The organism is Pseudomonas sp. NPDC088368, from assembly GCF_044753445.1.
Classification (GTDB): Bacteria; Pseudomonadota; Gammaproteobacteria; order Pseudomonadales; family Pseudomonadaceae; genus Aquipseudomonas; species Aquipseudomonas bambusae.
In genome coordinates this window covers 25,536-51,337 of the sequence record NZ_JBIVNG010000022.1, presented here as the reverse complement: position 1 = coordinate 51,337, position 25,802 = coordinate 25,536, and the positions used below count along the sequence as shown (strand labels likewise).

Sequence of the window (25,802 nt, the reverse complement as noted above, 5' to 3'; positions counted from 1 at the left end):
CTGAGCCAGAGCGGTCCGGATACCAACGGACAGCTTCTTGATGATCTTGGTCTGATAGGCACCACCCACACGGGATACCGAAACACCGGCGTTCACTGCCGGACGGATGCCGGAGTTGAACATGGCCGATTCCAGGAAGATCTGACCGTCGGTGATGGAAATCACGTTGGTCGGAACGAACGCGGAAACGTCGCCAGCCTGGGTTTCGATGATCGGCAATGCGGTCAGCGAACCGGTTTTGCCGGTTACTGCGCCATTGGTGAACTTCTCTACGTATTCTTCCGAAACGCGGGATGCGCGCTCCAGCAGACGGGAGTGGAGATAGAACACGTCGCCTGGGTAAGCTTCACGTCCTGGTGGACGACGCAGCAACAGGGAGATCTGGCGATAAGCCACAGCCTGCTTGGACAGATCGTCATAAACGATCAGCGCGTCTTCACCACGGTCGCGGAAGAATTCGCCCATGGTGCAACCGGCATACGGAGCCAGGAATTGCAGCGCAGGGGATTCGGAAGCACTGGCAGCCACGATGATCGTGTTGGCCAGAGCGCCGTTTTCTTCCAGCTTGCGAACAACGTTGGCGATGGTCGATTGCTTCTGACCAACGGCTACGTATACGCAAAAAATGCCGCTGTCTTTCTGGTTGATGATCGCGTCGATCGCCAGAGCGGTTTTACCGATCTGACGGTCACCGATGATCAGCTCACGCTGGCCACGGCCGACAGGGATCATGGCATCGACAGCCTTGTAGCCAGTCTGTACAGGCTGGTCTACCGACTTACGCCAGATAACGCCCGGAGCAACCTTCTCGACCGCATCGGTCTCGGTGTTGTTCAGGGGGCCTTTGCCGTCGACCGGGTTACCCAGTGCGTCGACAACGCGACCCAGCAGTTCCTTACCAACAGGAACTTCCAGGATGCGGCCGGTGCACTTGGCACTCATGCCTTCAGCCAGCGATGTGTAAGCGCCCAGTACCACCGCACCCACGGAGTCTTGCTCCAGGTTCAGTGCCATACCGTAGACGCCGCCCGGGAACTCGATCATCTCGCCGTACATAGCGTCGGCCAGACCGTGAATCCGCACGATACCGTCAGACACGCTGACGACAGTGCCTTCGTTTCGGGCTTGGGAGGCTACATCGAGTTTCTCGATGCGGCCCTTGATGATTTCACTTATTTCGGAAGGATTGAGTTGCTGCATTGCTCTGCTGCCCCTTCAAACTCAAGATTTCAATGCTTCGGCTAGTTGCGCGAGTTTGCCGCGAACTGAGCCATCGATAACCAGGTCGCCGGCGCGGATGATGACACCACCTATCAGGGCAGCATCCTCCGCAGCGTGCAGGCGCACTTCCCGGCCGAGCCGTGCACTGAGAACCTTGGCGAGTTTGTCTTGCTGTTCTTGGTTCAATGCGAAAGCACTGGTGACATCCACATCTACCGATTTTTCCTGCTCGGCCTTGTACAGCTCGAACAGTTCGGAGATCTCCGGCAGAAGCTGGAGACGGTCGTTTTCAGCAACGACGTGGATGAAATTCTGTGCCTTGGCATCGAACTTGTCGCCGCACACTTCAATAAAAGTGGCGGCCTTGTCTGCGCTCGTCAGTCGCGGGGCCTTGAGCAGGCGCTGCATTGTGTCGTCTTGCGACACTGCAGCAGCCAGGCCGAGCATGGCTGACCAATTGGCCAGTTGCTGGTGGGCCTGGGCATGCTCGAAGGCTGCCTTAGCGTAAGGTCGGGCCAACGTGGTCAGTTCTGCCATGATCGCCCTCGCTTAAATTTCTGCTGCCAGTTTGTTAACCAGCTCCGCGTGCGCGTTTTGATCGATTGTGGCACCCAGGATCTTCTCTGCGCCGTTGACCGCCAAGCTGCCCAGTTGGGCGCGCAGCGCGTCTTTGACGCCGTTCAGTTCCTGCTCGATCTCGGCCTGAGCCTGAGCCTTGATGCGGTCAGCATCGACACGGGCCTGTTCACGGGCTTCGTCGACAATCTGGTTACCGCGTTTCTTGGCTTGCTCAATGATTTCAGCTGCCTGAGCTTTCGCTTCGCGCAGTTGCTGACCCGCTTTATCTTGGGCCAGCTCCAGGTCGCGAGCTGCTCGTGTAGCAGCGTCCAGTCCATCCGCGATCTTCTTCTGACGTTCGTGCAAAGCCGCGATGACCGGAGGCCACACGAACTTCATGCAGAACAGCACAAAAATGAAGAACGCAACGGACTGGCCAATCAGGGTTGCATTAATGTTCACGCCAACACCTCGCTCGTTCGTTGTCCATCACACCAATCAACTCGAAAATTCGAGCGATTAGCCAGCGAGTTGACCAACGAAGGGGTTCGCAAAAGTGAAGAACAGAGCGATACCAACACCGATCATGGTTACGGCGTCGAGCAGACCAGCCACGATGAACATTTTAACTTGCAGCATTGGAACCATTTCTGGTTGACGCGCAGCGCCTTCCAGGAATTTACCGCCCAGCAAGCCGAAACCGATTGCAGTACCCAGTGCGCCCAGGCCGATCAGCAGTGCAACAGCGATAGCAGTTAGACCAACTACAGTTTCCATCTTTCCTCCCGACTTTTACGTCGTATTGGTTAGGTTTTTTTAGATTAAAGCGGTAAAGCAAAATCGTTTTTTACATCCGCCCTTGCGGGCGCCCCCTCACCGCAATGAGGGGATCATCAGACTCGCCAGGCGGGTCTTAATGGTTATCTTCGTGAGCCATCGACAGATAGACGATGGTCAGCATCATGAAGATGAACGCTTGCAGGGTGATGATCAGGATGTGGAATACAGCCCACGCCCATTGCAGAACCACGCCCAGACCGCTCAGCCAGAGCAAGCCGCTGCCGAACATAACCGCGATCAGGATGAACACCAGTTCACCAGCGTACATGTTGCCGAAGAGACGCAGGGCCAGAGAAACCGGTTTGGCGATCAGCGTCACGAATTCAAGCAAGAAGTTCACAGGAATCAACAGCGCCTGAACCAGAACATTCTTGCTACCGAACGGGTGAAGTGTCAGCTCGCCAATGAAACCGCCGATGCCTTTGACCTTGATGCTGTAGAAAATGATCAGTGCGAAGACCGACAGCGCCATACCGATGGTGGCGTTCGGGTCGGTGGTCGACACGGCGCGGAACGGAATGTGGTGGTCACCGGAAATCATGACGGCCAACTGTGGAATCCAGTCAACGGGTACCAGGTCGACCGCGTTCATCAGGAATACCCAGACGAAAATGGTCAGTGCCAGCGGAGCGATGACCGCGCTGCGACCGTGGAAGCTGTCTTTGACGCTACCGTCGACGAACTCGATCAGGACTTCAACGAAGTTTTGCAGTGCACCTGGTTGACCAGAAGTCGCCTTTTTGGCGGCCATGCGGAAAATCAGGACGAAAATCAGACCCAGAGCAACCGACCAGCCGAGAGTATCGAGGTGGAAAGCCCAAAAGCCCATTTCTTTTGCTTCTGCTGCGGAATGCGCGAAGCCCCAAGTGCCGTCAGGCAAATGACCGAAGGTCAAGTTCTGCAAGTGGTGCTGGATATAGCCCGAAGCTGTTTGCTCTGCCATGGTTGCCTCAAACGCCCTAAGGTCTCAAAAGTCTTGTTCTCATTAGCAGGGGTGCGAACCAACTGACCAACTGGGTCAGTATGAACACGCCGAAGACCGCCAGCGGGGCCAGCGGCTTCACACCTGCGAAGGTCAGTGCAAAAAGCACTGCCGTGAAAATCAGTTTGCCCGCCTCGCCGGCATAGAACGACCGAACGATGGCTTGCGCTGCCCTGGCACCGGAATACCGAAATGCCTTATGAGCAAAGTACAAATTGGGCAGCCACGCTATCAGGCCTCCGCACAGCCCTGAATACCCAGCTACGACTCCATGCCACTGCCAAAGCGTCACCGCCGCCAGTAACAGGAAAATAAATTGAGCCAGCAGTACCGGGAAAACAGCCAGGCGATGGAATGGCAAGCGGTTTGGCGTGCGTGTCTCCATCACATGGGCTCCTCGTATGCCAGCCGCCAAAATCAATAACTTGGCATAATTTGTGCCGACAAAATGCGCGCAGAGTATAGGGGCGGTTCAGCCCCTATTCAACTGCTGGGTAGTGATTTCCGACTACACGCTACGGACTATTTGTTTCAGCGAATGTGGGCGAGGACACCCTGCAACTCATCGAGCGAGTTATAGCGAATCACAAGCTGGCCTTTTCCCTTCTGCCCATGGCGAATCTGCACGTTAGAGCCTAGCCGCTCGGCCAGACGCTGTTCGAGGCGCGTGATATCCGGGTCGGCTTTGGCGGGAGCGGCAGGCTCTTGTTTACCACTCAACCACTGGCGCACGAGTGCCTCAGTCTGGCGCACGGTAAGACCGCGTGCGACAACATGTCGCGCCCCGTCCACCTGCCGTTCTTCCGGCAAGCCCAACAATGCACGGGCATGACCCATTTCCAGATCACCATGGGACAACATGGTCTTGATCACCTCAGGCAGCGCGATCAGACGCAGGAGGTTGGCGACGCTGACGCGCGACTTGCCCACAGCCTCGGCCACCTGCTGCTGGGTCAGTTGAAATTCCTGCTGAAGACGTTGCAGTGCAATGGCCTCTTCGATCGGATTCAGGTCTTCACGCTGAATGTTCTCGATGAGCGCCATGGCGATGGCGGCTTCATCCGGCACATCACGCACCATCGCCGGGATGGTGTCCACGCCGGCCTGCTGACTGGCACGCCAGCGGCGTTCACCGGCAATGATCTCGTAGCGGTTGTCAGCGATCGGCCGCACCACGATCGGCTGCATGACACCCTGCGCTTTGATCGAGTTGGCCAGTTCTTCCAGCGCTTGCGGGTCCATGTCCCGACGCGGCTGGTACTTACCGCGCTGAATCAGGTCCAGTGGAATGTGTTGCAGCTCACGCTGATCAGCCTTGACGGCCTGTTCTTCCAGCGCGCTGACGGTAGGACTGCTCAGAAGTGCGTCCAACCCACGTCCGAGTCCTCGTTTCTTGACGGCCATGGGATTTCCTTAAGTGGGCTGGGCTGCGGCGCGTGACGTACCGCGACGTTGACGACGAACCATTTCGCCGGCCAGGGCCAGGTACGCCAAGGCGCCTCGGGATGTCTTGTCATAGGCCAGCGCCGGCATGCCGAAACTCGGCGCTTCTGCCAGACGGATGTTGCGCGGGATCACGGTGTCGTAAAGCTGATCGCCGAAGTGCTCCTTCAGCTGCGCGGAAACGTCGTTGATCAGGCTGAGGCGCGGGTCATACATCGTCCTCAGCAGGCCTTCGACTTTGAGCTGTGGATTCAGCAATTCGGCGATGCGCTTAATGTTATCCACAAGGTCGCTCAGACCTTCCAAAGCAAAGTATTCGCACTGCATAGGAATGATCACGCCATCGGCCGCAACCAGTGCGTTGAGCGTGAGCATCGACAATGACGGTGGGCAGTCGATGAGGATGTAATCGTAGTTTTCCCGAATCGGTCCCAGTGCGGTGCGCAAACGGGACTCTTTCATCTGCATTTCCAGCAGAACGACTTCGGCGGCGGTCAGGTCACGGTTGGCCGGCAAGAGCTGGTAGCCGCCGTGCTCGGAAAAATGCATCGCCTGATTCAGATCACATTCGCCGATCAGTAGATCGTAGACCGAATGTTCCAGCGCGTGCTTATCCACACCGCTGCCCATGGTGGCGTTGCCTTGCGGATCGAGGTCGATCAACAGCACCCGTCGCTTGGTGGCGACCAGCGACGCTGCGAGGTTGATGCAGGTGGTGGTTTTACCCACCCCCCCTTTTTGGTTCGCTATCGCGAATACCTTAGCCATTCTTGCGTGTGTTCCCTGTCATGCCGTGCGGCGCAGTATCAGCAGATGCCGTTGACCTTGGCAACCGGGTACGGCCAAGGCTTGCGCGCTTTCCAGATGAAAATCTGCGGGCAATGCTACCAGTTCGTCCGCAGGATGCAGACCTTTCATCGCCAGCCAGCGCGTTTCGATGTCGCCCATGTGGCGAGTCCACTGCGTGAAGTCTTCAAGGCTGCTGAAAGCGCGGGAGATGATCCCGGTGAACGGCACGTCTGGCTGGAAGGCTTCTGCACGGCTGTGGATAACTTCCAGGTTGTCGAGCTTCAGCTCAAGTTTGACCTGGGTAAGAAACCGGGTTTTCTTTCCGTTGCTGTCAAGGCACGTGACTTTCATGTCCGGAAACAGGATCGCAAGCGGAATGCCTGGCATGCCTCCGCCGCTGCCGACGTCCAACTGGCGATTCCCTTCGATGAAAGGCACCACGCTCAAACTGTCCAGCAAATGCCGGGACACCATTTCATCCGGATCACGGACGGCGGTCAGGTTGTACGCCTTGTTCCATTTGATCAACAGCGCCAGATAACCCAGCAGCTGCGTGTGCTGGATTTCGGTCAGCTCGACGCCAAGCTCGCGGGCGCCGAGGGTCAATTCTTCTGCGTGTTGCGGGGTGACCATAGAACTCAAGCGCTTTGCTCCAACTGACGGCCCGCGCCGCGTTTTTTCAAATGAATCATCAACAATGAAATCGCTGCCGGAGTAACGCCCGGAATGCGGGATGCCTGGCCGAGGGTCTCTGGACGAGTTATCCCCAGCTTGCTCTGAATTTCTTTCGAAAGCCCGGAAATACCGGTGTAGTCGATGTCCGCCGGAAGCTTGGTGTCTTCACTGGCGCGCAGACGTGCAATTTCATCCTGCTGGCGGTCGATGTATCCCGCGTATTTGGTCTTGATCTCAACCTGTTCAGCGACCTGTGGATCAATTGACCCATTGCCTGTGATGGCTACAAGGCTTGCGTAGTCCACTTCCGGACGGCTGAGCAGATTCAGCAGATTGTATTCGTGGGTCAGCGGCGTCCCGAAGTGCGCCGAGACCGCATCGCCCTGTTCCGTGCCTGGTCTAATCCAGGTGGATTTCAGGCGCTGTTCTTCCAGTTCGATGCCTTCGCGCTTGGCGCAGAACGCCGCCCAACGTGCATCATCGACCAAGCCCAGCTCGCGGCCTTTTTCAGTCAGGCGCAAATCGGCATTGTCTTCCCGCAGGATCAGCCGGTATTCGGCGCGGGAAGTAAACATCCGGTACGGTTCTTGGGTGCCAAGGGTGATCAAATCATCCACAAGCACGCCGATGTAGGCCTCATCGCGGCGAGGGCACCAGCTTTCCTTGCCTTGGGCCCGCAGCGCAGCGTTGGCGCCGGCGAGCAGACCTTGCGCACCGGCTTCTTCGTAACCGGTAGTGCCGTTGATCTGGCCCGCGAAGAACAGACCACCAATCACCTTGGTTTCCAGACTGTATTTCAGGTCCCGCGGATCGAAGTAGTCGTACTCGATGGCGTAACCGGGACGCACGATGTGGGCATTTTCCATCCCGCGAATCGATCGCACGATCTGCAATTGCACGTCAAAAGGCAAAGACGTCGAAATACCGTTCGGATACAGCTCGTGGGTCGTCAACCCTTCCGGCTCAATGAAGACCTGATGGCTTTCCTTGTCCGCAAAGCGGTGAATCTTGTCTTCAATCGACGGGCAGTAGCGAGGACCGACGCCCTCGATCTCACCGGCAGCGGAATACATCGGCGAGCGATCAAGGTTGGCCGCAATGATTTCGTGGGTGCGTGCGTTGGTGTGTGTAATCCAGCAACTGACCTGGCGAGGATGCTGTTCCTTCGAACCCAAGAACGACATCACCGGAATCGGCGTGTCTCCCGGCTGCTCGGTCATCACGGAAAAATCCACAGACCGGCCATCGATGCGGGGCGGTGTACCTGTTTTCAAGCGGCCAACGCGTAAGGGCAATTCTCGAAGACGCCTTGCCAACGCGATTGACGGAGGGTCGCCGGCGCGACCGCCTGAGTAGTTCTGCAACCCAATGTGGATAAGTCCACCGAGGAAGGTTCCGGTAGTCAACACGACAGAATCTGCCATGAAACGCAGGCCCATCTGCGTGACTACACCGCGCACCTGATCCTGCTCCACGATGAGGTCGTCGCATGATTGCTGAAATATCCACAGGTTCGGCTGGTTTTCAATGATCTCGCGGATGGCAGCCTTGTAGAGGATGCGGTCTGCCTGGGCACGTGTCGCACGCACCGCTGGGCCTTTGCGACTGTTCAAAACGCGAAATTGAATACCGCCCAGATCAGTGGCGGTAGCCATTGCGCCGCCAAGCGCATCGATTTCTTTGACCAAATGGCTTTTACCAATGCCACCAATCGCAGGGTTGCAACTCATTTGGCCGAGGGTTTCCACGTTGTGCGTGAGCAGCAGGGTTTTCGCACCCATGCGAGCAGACGCCAGTGCTGCCTCGGTACCGGCATGACCGCCGCCGATGACGATCACTTCAAAACGGGAAGGGAAATCCACCACGCACCTCGTGCCTGTTAATGGGGGGAATAGGAAATTGGCGGCAAGTATAGGGACTTCGCCCCCCTGAAAGGAACCTTTTGCACAAAATTTAACCAGCTGTGGATGAATGGCAAATAAAAGAATAAAAAGAAGAGAAATTTATAAAAGCTTTGTTTTTATGTTTATGTTTAGAGACCGTCATATCTGTGGATAGATCTTTGTAAGTTCCGCAGAGCGTGGTGTACAGAGATTCAAAACCCTGTGTCCATGTAGACAGGAGACCCTTGGATAACATGTCTAAGCCTGTGGATCAAATGGTCTGTTACCCACAGGCGCGTTTACCCTCAGGTTAAAGCTTCACTTATCAACTGACCTCGTCCGTAGTTATACACAGAGCTCATTGTCAGTCTGGAGGCTCCGTTCATCAAAATTCAGACGAGCGAAAGCGCCCGCAGCAAAGCATCGCGAAAATTTCAGGAGGTTTGAGTGAGGGGAATCAGGCACCCCTTGAGAAAAGAGATGCCTGTGGACTAGCGGACTGGCTATTTTCCGATACAGAAGCTCGAGAAAATTCGCCCTAGAAGGTCGTCAGAGCTGAACGCCCCGGTAATTTCGCCGAGAAATTGTTGAGCCAGTCTCAGATCTTCAGCAAGAAGCTCACCCGCACCGGCCAAAGTGAGCTGTGCACGGCCGTGTTCCAACGAGGCGCTGGCTTTGTTCAGGGCTTCCAGATGCCTTCGGCGTGCGCTGAAGCTGCTTTCTGAGGTCTGTTGATAACCCATGCAGGCCTTTAGGTGCTCTCGCAGCAATTCAAGACCTTCTCCCCCAGCTTTGGCACTCAGGTTGATCGTGACGTGGCCGTCGGCGCTCATCTGTAGCCCTACGATATCTCCGCTGATATCGGTTTTGTTCCGGATCAATGTAACGTTGGCAGGATCAGGGCGTTCATCAAGAAATTCTGGCCACAGGGCAAACGGGTTCACGGCCTCAGGCGCAGTGGCATCAACCACGAGCAAGATGCGATCAGCCTCACCAATCGCTTTCAAGGCTCGTTCGACCCCTATCCTCTCTACCTGGTCATCGGTATCGCGGAGCCCCGCAGTGTCAACGACGTGAAGTGGCATCCCATCAATGTGGATATGTTCCCGAAGCACATCTCGCGTGGTGCCTGCGACCTCTGTAACGATTGCAGCCTCACGACCGGCCAGCGCATTCAGCAGGCTGGATTTTCCAGCGTTCGGACGGCCAGCGATTACCACAGTCATACCGTCGCGTAACAGCGCGCCTTGATTGGCCTCACGCTGCACTGTGGACAACTGTTCGCGAACGTCATCAAGCATGCTGAGCACATGGCCATCCGCAAGGAAGTCGATCTCTTCTTCGGGAAAGTCGATAGCGGCTTCAACGTAGATACGCAGCTTGATGAGCTTCTCTGTGAGGTTATGCACACGTTGGGAAAATGCACCTTGCAGTGAGCGCAGCGCATTTCGCGCAGCCTGTGCAGAACTGGCCTCGATCAGGTCGGCGATTGCCTCGGCCTGAGCCAGGTCGAGTTTGTCGTTGAGGAATGCACGTTCGCTGAATTCTCCCGGGCGGGCCAGGCGACTACCGAGTTGTACACAGCGCTGCAGCAGCATATCGAGCACGATCGGGCCACCGTGGCCTTGCAGTTCCAGCACATCTTCGCCGGTGAAGGAGTTCGGACCCTGGAAATACAGCGCGATGCCTTCATCGATGATCTGACCGTGTTCATCCTGAAATGGGCCGTAATGGGCGTGGCGTGGCTGCAGTTGCTTGCCAATGATGGCCTGCGCTGCGGCACTCGCCAACGGGCCAGAGATACGCACAATCCCAACGCCGCCCCGTCCTTGAGCAGTGGCAATAGCTGCGATGGTTTCACGAGGGACGTTCATGGTCCGGTTCCTGAGGAAGTGACAGATAGCAAAACGCCCCACGAGGGGGCGTTCTGCATTTACTTATTCACAGGGTAGATCAAGCCGCGGCTTTCTTGGCCTTCGCCTCGATGCTGCGCGTGATGTACCACTGCTGAGTGATGGACAGGGTGTTGTTCACAACCCAGTACAGCACCAGACCTGCCGGGAACCAGAGGAAGAAGAAGGTGAAGATGATCGGCATCAGCTTCATCACCTTGGCTTGCATCGGGTCCGGAGGTGTAGGGTTCAGACGCTGCTGGATGAACATGGTCGCGCCCATGATGATCGGCAGGATGAAGAACGGATCCTTGATCGACAGGTCGGTTATCCACAGCAGCCAAGGCGCTTGACGCATCTCGACGCTTTCCAGCAATACCCAGTACAGCGACAGGAACACCGGCATCTGGACAAGAATTGGCAAGCATCCACCCAACGGGTTGATCTTCTCTTTCTTGTACAACTCCATCATCGACTGCGAAAGCTTCTGACGGTCATCCCCATGTTGCTCTTTGAGTGCAGCCAGACGCGGGGCAACGGCACGCATGCGCGCCATCGACTTGTAGCTGGCAGCCGACAGAGGGAAGAAAAGCCCTTTAATCAGCATGGTCAGGAAGATGATCGACCAGCCCCAGTTACCCACAATGCTGTGGATATGTTGCAGCAGCCAGAAGATTGGCTGGGCAATGAACCACAGAATCCCGTAATCGACCGTCAATTCGAGACCTGGGGATAGCTCTTTAAGAACAGCTTGGCTCTTCGGACCCGCATAAAGCGTGGTCGTTGTTTCGGCTTTAGCACCCGGAGCGATAGTTACTGCTGGGCCAGTGAAACCGATGATGTAGTTGCCAGCGCTGTCTTTACGGGTGGTAACAGTGTTGCTGTCAGCCTTGTTCGGGATCCATGCGGTCACGAAATAGTGCTGCAACCAGGCCACCCAGCCACCCTGAACGGTGTCTTTGACAGAGCCTTTGTCGATGTCCTTCATCGAAACCTTTTTGTAAGGCTCCGAAGGTGTCCACATCGCCGCACCCAAGTACGTGGCAGTACCGGTCGCAGTGGTCGACGAAGGGTCGGCACTGGCATCGCGCTTCAGCTGAGCGAACAGGTTGCCGTTCCAGGGCTGAGCGCTCTGGTTGTCGATCAAGTAGCTGACGGTCAGGTCGTACAAGCCGCGTTTGAATGTGAAACGCTTGATGTAATTGACGCCGGCATCGCTGAATTTCAGGTCGACGACCAGATCATTCTGACCATCAGCCAGTTGGAAGCTTTTCTGTGTGGCCGAGTAGACCGGACGACCACCCGCGCGTGCATCAGGACCGTTTGCACCCGTCAGGCCGCTCTGTGCGAGAAAAGTACGCTCGCCACCGTTGTCGAACAGCTGGAATGGAATCTCTGGATGGTCTTGACGACGAGGATAAAGTGGCAAGCGAAGTTGCACCACATCACCGCCCACCGGGTCGATTTCCAGATTCAACACATCGGTTTTGACCTGAATCAGGTCTTTACTGGCGACAACCGGCGTCTCGACAGGCGCGGCTACTTCACCTGTTGCACTTGGTACGTCTGCATTGGCAGCAGCTGTACCTTGCGGGGTGTCAGGGAGCGCGGATGTGTTGGTGTTGGCGGCAACATTCTGAGTCGGCAAAGCAGCCTGACCATAGTCCTGGTTCCATTTCAGGACACCGACATAGGTCACGATTGCCAGGGCGACGATCAGGATCGTGCGTTTAATATCCATGATTACTCGGCCATCGAAGAGGAACGGGAGGTGGGAGCTGATGGAACCGGGTCGAAACCACCGGGATTCCAAGGATGACAGCGGCCTAAACGGCGTAAGGTCAGCCAGCCGCCGCGTACCAGGCCATGATGTTCAATGGCTTCGTACGCATAGCAGGAGCAACTGGGGTAGAAACGACAGTTTCTGGCCATCAGCGGACTAATGGCGTAGCGGTAAAACTGGATCGAAGCGAGCGCCAGTTTACGCATCTGGACTGTCTACCCCCGCAGTTTCGGTTTTGACTTCTGGAGTGGGTCGGCTGCGCGCCAGACGTTTCCAGAGCTTGCCGAAATGCTGAATCAATTCGGGGTTTTCAATGTCACCCAAGCCTTTACGCGCGACAACTACGATATCCCATCCAGCCAGGTTGTCCTGGTGGAGACGAAACGATTCGCGCATCAGGCGTTTCAAACGATTGCGCTCAACGGAAAGCTTGACGCTCTTCTTACCGATCACCAAACCCAAGCGGGCGTGATCCAGGTCGTTGTTGCGCACAAGGAGCAGGAGATTTTTCCCCGGAACCTTGCCGGCGGGGGAGTCAAAGACTGCCTTGAAATGCCGGGGTGTCAGCAAACGCTTTTCCCGACTGAAGTCCTGACTCACCACCTGTGCCGATTAATCAAACTGCCAGACGCTTACGGCCTTTGGCGCGACGACGCGACAGAACTGCACGGCCGTTTTTGGTAGCCATACGAGCACGGAAACCGTGGGTGCGGGCGCGCTTGATGGTGCTCGGTTGGAAAGTACGTTTCATGGTGTGTTACCTGGTTCGTCCACAACGGGCCGGAATGACCCCGTTTTAAGAGAGCGGGGATTCTAGAGAAAGCAAGCTCGCAGGTCAATTTCCAACCAGCGTTTCGTGCATTTACTTCATAGATGGATTTTCAGCGCCTTTGGCAAGGCTTCTCGGAGAGCGCGAATGATTAGACATAGAAATAAAGAAGGAAAGTATTTAAAGCTTCTCTGTAATGCTTATAAGAGCTAGGGCTGGTGATATCTGTGGATAAGATTCTGAAAGCCACGTTTTGTGTGCTGTACAGAGAAATGAAAGTCTGTCTAAAAACCGTGCTCCACCTGTGCTGCACCCTCGGAAAACCTGTGCGCGAAACGCCTACTTATCCACAGGAGGGTTGTCCACAGATTTTCGGCCCGGGTTATGCAAAGAGATCACTTGCCGTTATCCACAGGGCTTATGCACAGATACCGTACTGACTTTCATGACCATAAGATCTTGATTTTGAGATGCCTGTCAGCCTGCCACATGTGGATAAGTCGGCCGGGGCTGGGTACAATGGGCGCTTGTTTTTGCCTCAGCGGCTTTCGAAACTTAGGGGATATCCGTGTCAGTGGAACTTTGGCAGCAGTGCGTGGAGCTTTTGCGCGATGAACTGCCTGCCCAGCAATTCAACACCTGGATCCGTCCACTACAGGTCGAAGCCGAGGGCGACGAGTTGCGTGTCTATGCGCCTAACCGGTTCGTGCTCGACTGGGTGAATGAAAAGTACCTGGGCCGTATGCTCGAACTCTTGGGTGAACAAGGCCAAGGCATTGCACCTGCGCTTTCTTTATTAATAGGCAGCAAACGGAGTTCAGCGCCTCGTGCCGCGCCGAATGCTCCACTGGCAGCCGCCGCCGCGGCGTCTCAGGCTGCTCAGAACTCGGGTAGCACTCCTGCACCCGTCCAGCAGCCTGTTGCCGAACCGACGTCAGCGCCCTCGCCCGTTGTGCAGGCGATACTGGAGGTGGACGACGAGCCATCACGTGCCAGTTTTGACCCCATGGCAGGCGCGAGTTCTCAGCAGGCGCCTGCCAGGGCCGAGCAGCGCAATGTTCAGGTCGAGGGTGCGTTAAAGCACACGAGCTATCTAAACCGTACTTTTACGTTCGAGAATTTCGTTGAAGGTAAATCCAACCAGCTGGCCCGCGCTGCGGCCTGGCAGGTAGCGGACAATCCCAAGCATGGCTACAACCCGCTTTTCCTTTATGGAGGGGTTGGTCTGGGTAAGACGCACTTGATGCACGCTGTGGGTAACCACCTGCTCAAGAAGAATCCGAATGCCAAAGTCGTATACCTGCACTCTGAACGTTTCGTGGCCGACATGGTCAAGGCGTTGCAGCTGAATGCGATCAACGAATTCAAGCGTTTCTATCGCTCGGTCGACGCATTGCTGATCGACGACATTCAGTTTTTTGCCCGTAAGGAACGTTCGCAGGAAGAGTTTTTCCACACCTTCAACGCACTGCTGGAAGGCGGACAGCAGGTCATTCTCACCAGTGACCGTTATCCCAAAGAGATCGAAGGTCTTGAAGAACGTCTCAAGTCGCGCTTTGGCTGGGGCTTGACCGTGGCCGTCGAGCCACCCGAGCTCGAAACACGCGTCGCAATCCTGATGAAAAAAGCGGATCAGGCGAAGGTCGACCTGCCTCACGATGCCGCATTCTTCATTGCTCAGCGTATTCGCTCAAACGTACGTGAGCTTGAGGGCGCGCTGAAGCGTGTCATCGCTCACTCGCACTTCATGGGCCGTGATATCACCATTGAGCTGATTCGTGAATCGCTCAAGGACCTGCTGGCGTTGCAGGACAAGCTTGTGAGTGTGGATAACATTCAGCGCACCGTCGCTGAGTACTACAAGATCAAGATATCCGACCTGTTGTCTAAACGGCGTTCCAGATCGGTTGCGCGGCCGCGCCAGGTAGCGATGGCGTTGTCCAAGGAGCTGACGAACCACAGCTTGCCAGAGATTGGCGACGTGTTCGGCGGTCGGGACCACACCACGGTGCTGCACGCCTGCCGCAAGATCAACGAACTTAAAGAATCCGATGCGGACATCCGCGAGGACTACAAGAACCTGCTGCGCACGCTGACTACGTAATGCCAGCGCAGCTTATCAAGGCAAGGGACTAGACCATGCATTTCACCATTCAACGCGAAGCCCTGTTGAAACCCCTGCAACTGGTCGCCGGCGTTGTCGAACGCCGCCAGACCTTGCCGGTTCTGTCTAACGTGTTGTTGGTTGTCGAAGGCCAGCAGTTATCCCTGACCGGTACCGACCTGGAAGTCGAACTGGTCGGTCGCGTGCAGTTGGAAGAGCCGGCAGAGCCGGGTGAAATTACTGTGCCTGCGCGCAAGCTGATGGACATCTGCAAGAGCTTGCCCAACGACGCACTGATCGATATTAAGGTCGACGAGCAGAAGCTGGTCGTCAAGGCGGGTCGCAGCCGTTTCACGCTGTCCACTTTGCCGGCGAATGATTTCCCGACAGTCGAGGAAGGTCCAGGCTCGCTGACGTTCAACCTGGTGCAGAGCAAACTCCGCCGCCTGATTGAACGCACCAGTTTTGCAATGGCTCAACAAGACGTCCGTTACTACCTCAACGGGATGCTGATCGAGGTTCAGTCTGGCGTCTTGCGCGCTGTTGCCACTGACGGGCACCGTTTGGCGATGTGTTCCATGGCCGCAGAAATCGAGCAGGCTGATCGTCATCAAGTGATCGTCCCGCGCAAGGGTATCCTTGAGCTGGCGCGTCTGCTTACCGAGCAGGATGGTCTGGTCAGCATCGTGTTGGGTCAGCATCACATCCGTGCGACGACGGGTGAGTTCACGTTCACGTCCAAACTGGTTGACGGCAAATTTCCTGACTATGAGCGCGTTCTGCCCAAAGGCGGCGACAAGTTGGTGATCGGTGATCGCCAGGCGCTGCGTGAAGCGTTCAGCCGTACGGCGATTCTTTCCAACGAGAAGTACCGTGGTATCCGCCTGCAACTCGCCAGCGGTCAACTCAAGATTCAAGCGAACAACCCTGAGCAGGAAGAAGCAGAGGAAGAGATCAGCGTCGATTACAACGGCGGCTCGCTGGAAATAGGTTTTAACGTGAGTTATCTGCTCGACGTTCTCGGTGTCATGACCACCGAACAAGTGCGCCTCATTCTGTCCGACTCCAATAGCAGTGCACTGGTGCAAGAATCTGGCAACGATGATTCTGCATATGTCGTCATGCCGATGCGCCTGTAACCAGCTGCCACTCGATGTCTCTCAGTCGCGTCTCGGTCACCGGGGTGCGCAATCTCCACCCGGTGACCTTCTCCCCTTCTCCCCGAATCAACATTCTTTATGGTGCCAATGGCAGTGGGAAAACCAGTGTCCTGGAAGCCATACATCTGCTCGGGCTTGCCCGCTCGTTTCGTAGCGCTCGATTGCAGCCAGTCATTCAGTACGAACAACCTGCCTGTACGGTATTCGGTCAGGTTGAACTCGCTGAAGGCGGCCACAGTAACTTGGGCATTTCCCGTGACCGTCAGGGCGAGTTTCAGATTCGTATCGATGGTCAAAACGCCAAAAGCGCTGCTCAGTTGGCGGAGACGCTTCCACTCCAGTTGATCAACCCAGACAGTTTCCGTCTTCTTGAAGGGGCTCCGAAGATCCGTCGGCAGTTCCTGGATTGGGGAGTGTTCCACGTGGAACCTCGTTTCATGGCCACTTGGCAGCGTTTGCAGAAGGCGTTGAGGCAGCGGAACTCGTGGCTTCGACATGGTACACTTGACGGCGCTTCGCAGGCTGCCTGGGACCGTGAGCTGTGTTTAGCCAGCGACGAAATCGATGAGTTTCGGCGGGCGTATATCAAAGCTCTGAAACCCGTCTTCGAGCAAACTTTGAGCGAGTTGGTTCAGCTTGAAGGTTTGACCCTGAGTTACTACCGCGGTTGGGATAAAGAAAAAGACTTGAGCACCGTGCTCGCCTCTTCTCTTCACCGCGATCAGCAGATGGGCCACACCCAGGCAGGTCCGCAACGCGCGGATTTGCGGCTCAGGCTAGGTGGCCATAACGCAGCCGATATTCTCTCGCGCGGCCAGCAAAAGCTGGTGGTGTGCGCGTTGCGTATTGCACAGGGACATCTCGTGAGCCAGGCCCGACGTGGCCAATGTATTTATCTCGTCGACGATCTGCCTTCAGAGCTCGACGAGCATCACCGCAGCGCATTGTGTCGCTTGCTGGAAGAATTACGCTGCCAGGTTTTTATCACCTGTGTAGATCATGAATTGTTGAGGGAAGGCTGGCAGACGGAAACGCCAGTTGCTTTGTTCCACGTGGAACATGGCAGTATCACCCAGACCCACGACCATCGGGAGTGAATGCATGAGCGAAAATCAAACGTACGACTCGTCTAGCATCAAGGTGCTGAAAGGACTCGATGCCGTGCGCAAGCGTCCCGGTATGTACATCGGCGATACGGACGATGGTAGCGGCCTTCACCACATGGTGTTTGAAGTCGTGGATAACTCCATTGACGAAGCGCTGGCTGGCCATTGCGACGACATTAGCATCATTATCCACCCGGATGAGTCCATCACCGTACGCGACAACGGTCGCGGCATTCCGGTCGATGTGCATAAGGAAGAAGGCGTGTCAGCGGCTGAGGTCATCATGACTGTGCTGCACGCAGGCGGTAAGTTTGACGACAACTCTTACAAGGTATCCGGCGGTCTGCACGGTGTAGGGGTATCGGTCGTGAACGCACTGTCCGAAGTATTGAATCTGACCGTTCGCCGCAGCGGGAAGATCTGGGAACAGACCTACGTCCATGGCGTGCCTCAAGAGCCGATGAAAATCGTTGGCGAGAGCGATTCGACTGGTACCGAGATTCACTTCAAGCCGTCGGCCGAGACTTTCAAGAATATTCACTTCAGTTGGGACATCCTGGCCAAGCGGATTCGTGAACTCTCCTTCTTGAACTCGGGCGTCGGTATCGTTCTGAAGGATGAGCGCAGCGGCAAGGAAGAGCTGTTCAAGTACGAAGGTGGTCTGCGTGCTTTTGTTGAATATCTCAACACCAACAAAACGCCAGTTAACCAAGTGTTCCACTTCAACATCCAGCGTGATGATGGTGTGGGCGTCGAGATCGCGTTGCAGTGGAACGACAGCTTCAACGAAAACCTGCTCTGCTTTACCAACAATATTCCCCAGCGTGATGGCGGCACTCACCTCGTGGGCTTCCGTTCCGCACTGACGCGTAACCTGAACAATTACATTGAGCAGGAAGGTCTGGCGAAGAAGCACAAGGTTGCGACCACTGGTGACGATGCACGTGAAGGTCTGACCGCGATCATTTCCGTCAAAGTGCCTGATCCAAAATTCAGTTCGCAAACCAAGGACAAGCTGGTTTCGTCTGAGGTTAAAACTGCCGTGGAACAGGAGATGGGTAAATACTTCTCCGACTTCCTGCTGGAAAACCCGAACGAGGCAAAGGCTGTCGTCGGAAAGATGATCGACGCTGCGCGTGCTCGTGAGGCTGCGCGTAAAGCGCGTGAGATGACCCGCCGCAAAGGCGCGCTGGACATCGCTGGCCTGCCAGGCAAGCTCGCTGATTGCCAAGAGAAAGACCCTGCCCTCTCCGAGTTGTACCTCGTGGAAGGTGACTCTGCTGGCGGCTCGGCCAAGCAGGGGCGTAATCGTAAGACTCAAGCGATCCTGCCACTCAAGGGCAAGATTCTGAACGTTGAAAAAGCCCGCTTCGACAAGATGATTTCCTCGCAGGAAGTTGGCACCTTGATCACGGCGTTGGGCTGCGGCATTGGTCGCGAAGAGTACAACATCGACAAGCTGCGTTATCACAACATCATCATCATGACCGATGCCGACGTTGACGGTTCGCACATCCGTACGCTGTTGCTCACTTTCTTCTTCCGCCAACTGCCGGAACTGGTCGAGCGTGGTTATATCTACATCGCTCAGCCGCCGCTCTACAAAGTGAAGAAAGGCAAGCAAGAGCAATACATCAAAGACGACGAGGCCATGGAAGAATACATGACTCAGTCGGCTCTTGAAGATGCGAGCCTGCACCTGAGTGAATCAGCCCCAGGTATTTCCGGTCCTGCGCTGGAAAAACTGGTCAACGATTTCCGTATGGTGATGAAGACTCTCAAGCGTCTGTCGCGTCTGTATCCGCAGGAACTGACCGAGCACTTCGTCTACCTGCCACCCGTGTCGATGGATCAGCTTTCTGACCACGCCGCCATGCAGGATTGGCTGGCGAAATTCGATGAGCGTCTGCGTGTCGGTGAGAAGTCCGGCCTGGTTTATAAGGCGAGCCTGCGTGAAGACCGCGAGCGTAATGTCTGGCTGCCAGAAGTCGAGCTGATCTCCCACGGTCTTTCCAACTACGTCACGTTCAACCGCGACTTCTTCGGCAGTAACGATTACAAGACCGTTACAGCTTTGGGCGCGCAGATCAGCACGCTGCTTGAGGAAGGTGCTTACGTACAACGTGGCGAGCGTAAGAAGCCTGTCACCGAGTTCAAGGAAGCCCTGGCTTGGTTGATGGCGGAAAGCACCAAGCGCCACACCATCCAACGATATAAAGGATTGGGCGAGATGAACCCGGATCAATTGTGGGAAACCACGATGGACCCGACTGTTCGTCGCATGTTGAAAGTCACCATCGAAGATGCAATCGCAGCTGACCAGATATTCAACACGTTGATGGGCGATGCTGTAGAGCCTCGCCGTGACTTCATTGAAGCAAACGCGCTGGCTGTGTCGAATCTCGATTTCTGACGCGGTCATCGCTGTATCGCTGGGTGATTTAAGCCCGGCAATAGAAAACCGGCCATGTGCCGGTTTTTTTTTGAACACTTCTATCGTGTGTTCCACGTGGAACATTGCGCGGGCGTTTCAGATCTGGACAGCGTTTGATCCAAATATCGAACAGGAGATAAGCCTAACGAACCGAGACACCTGACTTAGAGGGCCCGCTCAGGGGGGGAATGTATCGATGAAATTACACTCTCTGTTGTACGTGTCTCAATAGTGTTACGGCCTCATGGACCGTCCGTCGATAGACTCACACAAGTCATATTCCTCAAGCATACTCAGACCGTCGAGCGATGCCGTCGAAGACATATTCTATTGTCCTGACGCACCCAATGGTCGCCGACGCAGTTCCCCGGATGCGACTGAAGTCGTGACGGATCAGCAGTCATCGGTTGTCCCGTGCGTCCCCGCTTTACGCATGGTTGATGTGAGAAATCCCATTTTGGTTTGCCACTTCCGAGTCATCTCGGTGCGGTAGCTATACCCAAAATTTTAATCCTGCCTGTTGTACCCGCTGCCATCGGACGAACCGATTGAGCAGTACGCCATCTGCCCTGCGATACGCCTCGGCAATGACTGGCTAAAAATCCCAGATCAAGATCGGCCCCACCGGAATGACCGGACGGGCTACGGCTTCGCTTTGCTCTATTTCCATGTCCGTTTTTTGGCCCTGTCGCGTGAAAGGATGTGTGAATGATCAACCGCAAAAATCTCATGACGTTACTCGTGGTCGTCCCCTTCCCGATGGCCGCCATGGCGGGCAAACCTCAAAGCGTGGAACTGGGCGGATTTGATTTCACCCCAACGTTGAAAGTCAGCGAGTTCTACGACGACAACTTTCGAACCCTGCCGGACCACGAGGAGGCGTCATGGATCACCTCCGTGCGCCCGACGTTTGTGCTGGAAACCCAGACCCGCACAAGCGGCTATCAACTGGAGTATGCCGTTGATAGCCGCACCTATCAGGACCACTCAGCCGCCGATCACGTTGATCAAGCTCTGACAGCCAGAAGCGTCATGGAGCTGGATGCGCGTAACAGGCTGAATTGGGAATTGGGCTACAAACGGGCTGAAGACACGGTGCAAACAGCCGAGCCCCGCGAGAACGACAAGTACACCCTGAAGAATGGCAAGCTCGGCTACACCTACGGCGCTCGGACTGCTATGAACCAGCTTGAGGTCTCGGCGGAGTATCAAGAGCTGCGCTATCGCAACAGCGGCACCCTTAACGACGACAAGGAACACGACACCAAAACGTACATCGGCACCTGGTATCACCGCCTTGGCGGCCAGACCCGAACGCTGGTGGAGTTACGCCACAGCGACTTCGATTACGTCCTCTCTAACAGCCCGCGCAACAGCACCGGCGACGCAGCCCTCGTCGGTGTGACACGTGACATCACCGCCAAGCTCAGTGGCAGCGTGCGCGTGGGCTACGAGCGCAAGAACTTCGACAACAGCGACGTGAACGACTACAGCAGCCCGACATGGGAGGCCAACGTCGAGTACAAGCCGCGCACGTATTCCACGTTTTCCATCAAGGCGAGCAAAGCCTTCGAGGAAGGCGACGATGGCGCAAACACCGTACACGACACCAGCACGCGTTTGGGCTGGCGACACACCTGGACGCCTTGGGTTGCCACTGACGTGCATTACCGTTACGCCGACCTCGAATACCTGGGCGTGGGAGGTCGTGACGACAAGCTGAATGACTACGGCGCATCGGTTATCTACTCACCCACCCGTTGGGCCGAGGTCTCGCTCGGCTACCAGCGATGGAAGAACGACTCTGATCTCAGCGATCAGACCTACACCCGCAACGTGTACATGCTGACGGTCGCCCTGAGTCTATAGGGGCGACCGGTCGCAAGCGTTTCATTCTGGAAAGGAGGTGCCCTCATGTCTGTACGTCAAATCATGATCGCCGCGATGTTGCTGGTCTGTAGCGCATCGACGTGGGCGGCGGCGCAGTACCAACTGAGCTCTGGCGATACGATCGCCATCAACGTGTTCGGGGAAAACGACCTCACCTTCAAGGAGATCGTCCTGAACGATGCCGGCGCGTTCAGCTACCCGTTTCTCGGGGAAGTCGTTGCGAAGGGCATGACCCCAACGGCCGTCGAGCAATTGATCACCACCAAGCTCAAGGACGGTTATCTGGTGAATCCCCGGGTGTCGGTCAGCGTGCTCAAGTACCGGCCGTTTTTCATTGGCGGCGAGGTCAAGTTGCCAGGCGGCTATCCGTTCCAGCCAGGGCTGACGCTCGACCGGGCAATTGCACTGGCAGGCGGGTTGACCGAGCGGGCGTCGGACAAACGCATCACGCTGGTCCGTGGTTCTGACCTGAAACGCAATGAGATCAAGGCATCACTGAGCACCCTGGTTGAACCGGGTGACACCATCAATATCGATCAGGGGTTCTTTTGATCATGGGCCAGATCAGCATTAGCAGAAGAAACGAGATTCCACGGTATCCCGCCGGCATGCCCGATGAGGACAAGGATTTCATCGATTCGCGCAAGATCGGTCAGACGCTGTGGTCGAGCAAATGGAGCATCCTGATCCTTACCCTGCTCGCGGTGATACTCGCGGCAGCGTTGATGCAGACCGTGACACCCATGTTTCGAGCGGTCGCTTCGCTGGTGATCGAGCCCAAGGGCACGTCGGTGATCACCTTTCAGCCCCCTGCCGACCCCAACAACCCCACCAGCGATTACCTGCAAACGCAGCTGAGCTTGATCCAGAGTCGCGGCGTGGCGGAGCGCGCGGTGCGCCAACTCAATCTGACGCAACACCCCGAGTTCGACCCGCGCCAACGGCCTTACCTGATGACGCGCTTCAAGGCGATGGTCTCCTCAGTCTGGCCGGAAATGTTTCCGGCGACGTGGAGCAAAGGGGAAGTGCTGACTCCGACGCAAGTGTTCGATGCCGCCGTGGCGGAATTGATGGAACACACGTCGGTGGGCTCGGTGGGCAAGAGTCAGTTGGTGACGATTGGGGTCACGCTGGAGGACAAGCAGACGGCAGCGGCAGCGGCCAACGCATTGGCCCGAGGCTATCTGGACAGTCGGCTGGACGCGCAAGTGAATGACTCACTCAATGCCAGTCGCTGGATGGATTCGCGCGTGATCGAATTACGCACGCAGTTGCAGGAGGCCGAGAACAAGCTCCAGGCCTACAGGGATGCCGAAGGATTGGTGGACGTGGGCGGTGTCACAACGCTGACCGCCAATGAGTTATCCCGCACCAGCGATCGCATGATCGATGCACGCCGTGAACGCGCCGAAGCCCAAAGTCAGTACCAACAAGTCCAGTCGATCAATGGCAAGGGTGCGGGTCAGCTTTCTACACTGCCCGCAGTGATCAACAACCCGGTGGTGCAGCAGTTCCAGGCCGATGTGGCGAAGGCGCAAGCGAAAGTCGATGAGCTGTCGAAACGCTACGGGGATCTGCACCCGAGCATGGTCGCCGCGCGCTCCGATTTGGCGGCCGCCAAGGCGAGCATGGCGACGCAAGTGAATCAGGTCGTTGCCGGTTTGCAGAACAACTACCAACTGGCACAAGCCAACGAGAGCGCATTGAGAACATCGGTGAATACCAGTCGTGCACAGATCCAGGACATCGCACGCAAAGAGTTCAAGTTGCGCGAATTGCAGCGGGACGTAGACAGCAACCGCTCGCTGTATGAAACCTTCGTCAATCGCCTGCGGGAAACCACAGCGACATCCGACCTGGGTTCAACCAATGCGCGCATCGTCGACGATGCCATCCCGCCGTTGATCCCGAACATGCCGCGCAAGTCACTGATTCTGTCGATCGCCGCGATTCTTGGCTTTGGTTTGGCGTGCGGGTTGTCACTGGTGCGTGACGCAATGAAGAACACCGTCAAATCCAGCGACGATGTGGAGAAGAAACTTCGCCTCCCGGTGCTGGGTGTGGTGCCGTTGCTGCAAAAGAAAAATCGTGCACGGATCGCCCGGCAGTTCGAACACAACGACGATTCGGCATTCAGCGAAGCCATTCGAACGGCGCGAACGGGGGTCATGCTCAGCGACATCGAGGTGCGTCGCAACGTGGTGGTGATCACCTCCTCCGTGCCCGGTGAAGGGAAAAGCGCCATCGCAGTGAATCTCGCTTGCGCACTGGGACGCCTTGAGCGCGTGTTGTTGATCGAAGCGGATCTTCGTCGGCCAACGCTGGCGAAAAACCTCGGCCTGAGCGACGGCCATATCGGCCTGGCGAATCTGGTCAACGGCAGCGCTCGCAGCGGCGAATGCATTCAGCAAGTTGGCGACATGGATGTCCTGCCTGCTGGCGCGGTGCCGTCCAACCCGCTGGAGCTGCTCGCCTCTCCCCGCTTCAACAGTTTTCTGGAGTGGGCCAAGCAGCGTTACGACCGCATCATTATCGACTCCCCCGCCAGCCATTCGGTCAGCGATGCGGCGCTGCTGTGTGCATTGGCGGATGCGGTGTTGTACGTCGTGAAGTCCGACAGCTCGGCCACGCCCGTGGTGCAGCGCGGGGTCGGGCAATTGCTGCGCAATCGGGCGCCGGTGATTGGCGTAATTCTCAACCAGGTCTCGGCGGTCAATCTGCGCTACGACCATCAAGGCTATTACGGCTATCTGCCGGGTGAGGCCTATCAGGCAACGGTGTAACGGGATAACGGCGACTGTCGCTACTGGAAATCATCAGCTCAGCCTGGGCAACGAATTACAGGCCACGCGACGAACGCTTGGGAGTACCACCATGCTTGCTCGACGCTTACATCCTTCGGTCAACCGGAGAGGCTTGACGTTCTGGGGTCAGTGGATCAGCGCCACCGCCCTGTCCAATCTGACCATCTGCTATCTGGTCTACGATCACTTCGGTCACATCCCCATTCCCTACCGCGTCCTTCTTCTGCTGGGGATGCTGGCGTCGGTGCCGATTTATTCGGCCCTGCACGTCTATCACAAGCGCTACGGCTACGGTCTTGGACTGCTGCGGTTGCTGGCTGCCTGGCTGGTGCTGATGGTATCGCTGTCAGCCGTGGTGCTGGTCTGCCTCGACTATGCCAATCTGGATCAGCCGCTGTTGGCGAAACTCGTCGGCTTTGGCTTCCTGGCGCAAGCGTGCAGCTACTTGCCATTGCGTTACCTGACCAATCTCCACGCTCGCTGGTTGCGTTTCGAACGCACGGCGCTGATCGTCGGCACCTGTCCCCTCGCCTATAGTCTGGCTCAGCAATTGCGTGAACGAGTGCCTGTGCTCGGCATGGTCGCGACAGGAGATGATGTCCCTCACGCCCCTGACGACGATGATCTTCCGGTGCTGGGCTCGTTGGAAAACCTCAATGATCTGGTGAGCCGAAGCAATATTCGTCGCGTGTACATCGCGATGCCATTGAGCAAGGCGGCACAAATAGAAGCGATTTACCTGGCCCTGCTGGACCTCAGCGTCGACGTGGTGTGGATTCCTGATTTCAGCAGCATGATGCTGCTCAATCAGTCGATTTCGCAGATCGAGCGTTTCCCTGCGATCTACCTCAACGAAACCCCAATCAGTTCGCACCCAGCGGCAGCCTTGGGCAAGGAATTGTTCGACCGTTGCATTGCGCTGATGGCGTTGATCGTCCTGCTGCCGGTGATGCTGAGTGTGGCGGTGGCAGTGAAGCTGTCGTCTCCTGGTCCGGTGTTTTTTCGTCAGCCGAGGCATGGGTGTAACGGCCTTATCATCATGGTCTGGAAATTTCGCTCCATGCGCCTACACGACGACACATCAGTGAAACAAGCGACGCAAAATGACTCGCGCGTCACCCGCGTGGGTGCGTTCATTCGCCGCACCTCCATCGATGAGCTGCCGCAGTTGATCAATGTGCTGCGCGGGGAAATGGCGCTGGTCGGCCCGCGTCCTCACGCCGTCGCCCACAATCACTATTACGGCGACAAGATCCTCGCCTACATGGCGCGGCACCGGATCAAACCGGGCATCACCGGGCTGGCGCAGATCAGTGGCTTGCGCGGCGAGACCGAGACCCTGGAAAAAATGCAGCTGCGGATCGAAAAGGATCTCGCCTACATCAATCACTGGTCGCTCTGGCTGGACATCAAGATTCTGGTGATCACCCCTTTCACCCTGTTCTCACGAAACATTTATTAAGCGCCTG

General features: G+C 56.4%; 23 protein-coding genes. 8 read left to right on the top strand and 15 right to left on the bottom strand.

Going from position 1 to position 25,802, the window contains the following annotated elements; genetic code table 11:
- The 15 genes from atpA to rpmH all read right to left on the bottom strand — a co-directional run.
- On the bottom strand, positions 1-1,200 hold a 1,200-nt coding region (gene atpA, locus ACIQAL_RS31180; RefSeq protein ID WP_401152494.1), incomplete at its 3' end, for a F0F1 ATP synthase subunit alpha.
- 21 nt (positions 1,201-1,221) lie between these two features.
- Positions 1,222-1,758: a F0F1 ATP synthase subunit delta gene (locus tag ACIQAL_RS31175; protein WP_166593943.1), complete on the bottom strand. Its 537-nt coding sequence runs from the start codon at positions 1,756-1,758 to the stop codon at positions 1,222-1,224.
- A 12-nt stretch (positions 1,759-1,770) separates the two neighbouring features.
- A complete protein-coding gene (locus tag ACIQAL_RS31170) occupies positions 1,771-2,241 on the bottom strand; it encodes a F0F1 ATP synthase subunit B (protein ID WP_166593942.1) in 471 nt (156 codons plus the stop codon).
- Positions 2,242-2,298: 57 nt separating this feature from the next.
- Positions 2,299-2,556 carry a F0F1 ATP synthase subunit C gene (atpE, locus tag ACIQAL_RS31165; RefSeq protein WP_002555987.1) on the bottom strand — a complete coding sequence of 86 codons (258 nt, stop codon included), beginning with the start codon at positions 2,554-2,556 and terminating at the stop codon, positions 2,299-2,301.
- A 136-nt stretch (positions 2,557-2,692) separates the two neighbouring features.
- The gene (gene atpB / locus ACIQAL_RS31160) at positions 2,693-3,562 is read right to left on the bottom strand and encodes a F0F1 ATP synthase subunit A (protein ID WP_081564624.1); all 870 of its coding nucleotides are present in this window, start codon (positions 3,560-3,562) and stop codon (positions 2,693-2,695) included.
- Between the two features lie 16 nt (positions 3,563-3,578).
- Entirely contained in the window at positions 3,579-3,986 is a 408-nt protein-coding gene (locus tag ACIQAL_RS31155; protein WP_166593941.1) for a F0F1 ATP synthase subunit I, read from the bottom strand.
- 146 nt (positions 3,987-4,132) lie between these two features.
- The gene (locus tag ACIQAL_RS31150) at positions 4,133-5,005 is read right to left on the bottom strand and encodes a ParB/RepB/Spo0J family partition protein (RefSeq protein WP_166593940.1); all 873 of its coding nucleotides are present in this window, start codon (positions 5,003-5,005) and stop codon (positions 4,133-4,135) included.
- A 9-nt stretch (positions 5,006-5,014) separates the two neighbouring features.
- A complete protein-coding gene (locus ACIQAL_RS31145) occupies positions 5,015-5,812 on the bottom strand; it encodes a ParA family protein (RefSeq protein ID WP_166593939.1) in 798 nt (265 codons plus the stop codon).
- A gap of 18 nt (positions 5,813-5,830) precedes the next feature.
- Complete coding sequence (gene rsmG / locus ACIQAL_RS31140; protein WP_401152497.1) at positions 5,831-6,466, bottom strand: 16S rRNA (guanine(527)-N(7))-methyltransferase RsmG; 636 nt, start codon at positions 6,464-6,466, stop codon at positions 5,831-5,833.
- Between the two features lie 5 nt (positions 6,467-6,471).
- The gene (gene mnmG / locus ACIQAL_RS31135) at positions 6,472-8,370 is read right to left on the bottom strand and encodes a tRNA uridine-5-carboxymethylaminomethyl(34) synthesis enzyme MnmG (RefSeq protein ID WP_341961072.1); all 1,899 of its coding nucleotides are present in this window, start codon (positions 8,368-8,370) and stop codon (positions 6,472-6,474) included.
- Positions 8,371-8,894: 524 nt separating this feature from the next.
- Positions 8,895-10,265 carry a tRNA uridine-5-carboxymethylaminomethyl(34) synthesis GTPase MnmE gene (gene mnmE / locus ACIQAL_RS31130; protein ID WP_401152489.1) on the bottom strand — a complete coding sequence of 457 codons (1,371 nt, stop codon included), beginning with the start codon at positions 10,263-10,265 and terminating at the stop codon, positions 8,895-8,897.
- A gap of 79 nt (positions 10,266-10,344) precedes the next feature.
- Positions 10,345-12,024 (bottom strand): membrane protein insertase YidC, encoded by a 1,680-nt coding sequence (gene yidC, locus ACIQAL_RS31125; protein ID WP_401152487.1) that lies wholly within the window; start codon positions 12,022-12,024, stop codon positions 10,345-10,347.
- Between the two features lie 2 nt (positions 12,025-12,026).
- Positions 12,027-12,272: a membrane protein insertion efficiency factor YidD gene (yidD, locus tag ACIQAL_RS31120; protein WP_166593935.1), complete on the bottom strand. Its 246-nt coding sequence runs from the start codon at positions 12,270-12,272 to the stop codon at positions 12,027-12,029.
- Positions 12,265-12,666, bottom strand: coding sequence for a ribonuclease P protein component (gene rnpA, locus ACIQAL_RS31115; protein ID WP_166593934.1), 402 nt, complete (start codon positions 12,664-12,666; stop codon positions 12,265-12,267). Before rnpA ends, yidD begins: the two co-directional genes overlap by 8 nt.
- 16 nt (positions 12,667-12,682) lie before the next feature.
- Positions 12,683-12,817, bottom strand: a complete 135-nt coding sequence (rpmH, locus tag ACIQAL_RS31110; protein ID WP_002551315.1) for a 50S ribosomal protein L34 — start codon at positions 12,815-12,817, stop codon at positions 12,683-12,685.
- 586 nt (positions 12,818-13,403) lie between these two features.
- Between rpmH and dnaA the strand changes: the two genes are divergently transcribed.
- The 8 genes from dnaA (at position 13,404) to ACIQAL_RS31070 (ending at position 25,795) form a co-directional block, all read left to right on the top strand.
- Positions 13,404-14,939: a chromosomal replication initiator protein DnaA gene (dnaA, locus tag ACIQAL_RS31105; protein ID WP_401152479.1), complete on the top strand. Its 1,536-nt coding sequence runs from the start codon at positions 13,404-13,406 to the stop codon at positions 14,937-14,939.
- 35 nt (positions 14,940-14,974) lie between these two features.
- The gene (gene dnaN, locus ACIQAL_RS31100; RefSeq protein ID WP_401152477.1) at positions 14,975-16,078 is read left to right on the top strand and encodes a DNA polymerase III subunit beta; all 1,104 of its coding nucleotides are present in this window, start codon (positions 14,975-14,977) and stop codon (positions 16,076-16,078) included.
- A 14-nt stretch (positions 16,079-16,092) separates the two neighbouring features.
- The gene (gene recF, locus ACIQAL_RS31095; protein ID WP_341961078.1) at positions 16,093-17,196 is read left to right on the top strand and encodes a DNA replication/repair protein RecF; all 1,104 of its coding nucleotides are present in this window, start codon (positions 16,093-16,095) and stop codon (positions 17,194-17,196) included.
- 4 nt (positions 17,197-17,200) lie between these two features.
- Positions 17,201-19,618, top strand: a complete 2,418-nt coding sequence (gyrB, locus tag ACIQAL_RS31090) for a DNA topoisomerase (ATP-hydrolyzing) subunit B (RefSeq protein ID WP_401152474.1) — start codon at positions 17,201-17,203, stop codon at positions 19,616-19,618.
- Positions 19,619-20,347: 729 nt separating this feature from the next.
- A complete protein-coding gene (locus ACIQAL_RS31085) occupies positions 20,348-21,508 on the top strand; it encodes an outer membrane beta-barrel protein (RefSeq protein WP_401152471.1) in 1,161 nt (386 codons plus the stop codon).
- A 45-nt stretch (positions 21,509-21,553) separates the two neighbouring features.
- A complete protein-coding gene (locus ACIQAL_RS31080) occupies positions 21,554-22,081 on the top strand; it encodes a polysaccharide biosynthesis/export family protein (RefSeq protein ID WP_401152469.1) in 528 nt (175 codons plus the stop codon).
- A 56-nt stretch (positions 22,082-22,137) separates the two neighbouring features.
- Positions 22,138-24,312, top strand: a complete 2,175-nt coding sequence (locus tag ACIQAL_RS31075) for a GumC family protein (protein WP_401152466.1) — start codon at positions 22,138-22,140, stop codon at positions 24,310-24,312.
- A gap of 91 nt (positions 24,313-24,403) precedes the next feature.
- Positions 24,404-25,795, top strand: coding sequence for an undecaprenyl-phosphate glucose phosphotransferase (locus tag ACIQAL_RS31070; RefSeq protein WP_401152463.1), 1,392 nt, complete (start codon positions 24,404-24,406; stop codon positions 25,793-25,795).
- Positions 25,796-25,802 lie beyond the last annotated feature (7 nt).

What these genes read in the sequence shown, in the direction of transcription:
- recF (WP_341961078.1), top strand. Translation starts at nt 16,093, where the DNA reads ATGTCTCTCAGTCGCGTCTCGGTCACCGGGGTGCGCAATCTCCACCCG.
- gyrB (WP_401152474.1), top strand. Translation starts at nt 17,201, where the DNA reads ATGAGCGAAAATCAAACGTACGACTCGTCTAGCATCAAGGTGCTGAAA.
- ACIQAL_RS31155 (WP_166593941.1), bottom strand. Translation starts at nt 3,986, where the DNA reads ATGGAGACACGCACGCCAAACCGCTTGCCATTCCATCGCCTGGCTGTT.
- ACIQAL_RS31070 (WP_401152463.1), top strand. Translation starts at nt 24,404, where the DNA reads ATGCTTGCTCGACGCTTACATCCTTCGGTCAACCGGAGAGGCTTGACG.
- ACIQAL_RS31085 (WP_401152471.1), top strand. Translation starts at nt 20,348, where the DNA reads ATGATCAACCGCAAAAATCTCATGACGTTACTCGTGGTCGTCCCCTTC.
- yidC (WP_401152487.1), bottom strand. Translation starts at nt 12,024, where the DNA reads ATGGATATTAAACGCACGATCCTGATCGTCGCCCTGGCAATCGTGACC.
- ACIQAL_RS31150 (WP_166593940.1), bottom strand. Translation starts at nt 5,005, where the DNA reads ATGGCCGTCAAGAAACGAGGACTCGGACGTGGGTTGGACGCACTTCTG.
- dnaN (WP_401152477.1), top strand. Translation starts at nt 14,975, where the DNA reads ATGCATTTCACCATTCAACGCGAAGCCCTGTTGAAACCCCTGCAACTG.
- atpB (WP_081564624.1), bottom strand. Translation starts at nt 3,562, where the DNA reads ATGGCAGAGCAAACAGCTTCGGGCTATATCCAGCACCACTTGCAGAAC.
- ACIQAL_RS31080 (WP_401152469.1), top strand. Translation starts at nt 21,554, where the DNA reads ATGTCTGTACGTCAAATCATGATCGCCGCGATGTTGCTGGTCTGTAGC.
- rsmG (WP_401152497.1), bottom strand. Translation starts at nt 6,466, where the DNA reads ATGGTCACCCCGCAACACGCAGAAGAATTGACCCTCGGCGCCCGCGAG.
- yidD (WP_166593935.1), bottom strand. Translation starts at nt 12,272, where the DNA reads ATGCGTAAACTGGCGCTCGCTTCGATCCAGTTTTACCGCTACGCCATT.
- ACIQAL_RS31175 (WP_166593943.1), bottom strand. Translation starts at nt 1,758, where the DNA reads ATGGCAGAACTGACCACGTTGGCCCGACCTTACGCTAAGGCAGCCTTC.
- ACIQAL_RS31075 (WP_401152466.1), top strand. Translation starts at nt 22,138, where the DNA reads ATGCCCGATGAGGACAAGGATTTCATCGATTCGCGCAAGATCGGTCAG.
- ACIQAL_RS31145 (WP_166593939.1), bottom strand. Translation starts at nt 5,812, where the DNA reads ATGGCTAAGGTATTCGCGATAGCGAACCAAAAAGGGGGGGTGGGTAAA.
- atpE (WP_002555987.1), bottom strand. Translation starts at nt 2,556, where the DNA reads ATGGAAACTGTAGTTGGTCTAACTGCTATCGCTGTTGCACTGCTGATC.
- rpmH (WP_002551315.1), bottom strand. Translation starts at nt 12,817, where the DNA reads ATGAAACGTACTTTCCAACCGAGCACCATCAAGCGCGCCCGCACCCAC.
- mnmE (WP_401152489.1), bottom strand. Translation starts at nt 10,265, where the DNA reads ATGAACGTCCCTCGTGAAACCATCGCAGCTATTGCCACTGCTCAAGGA.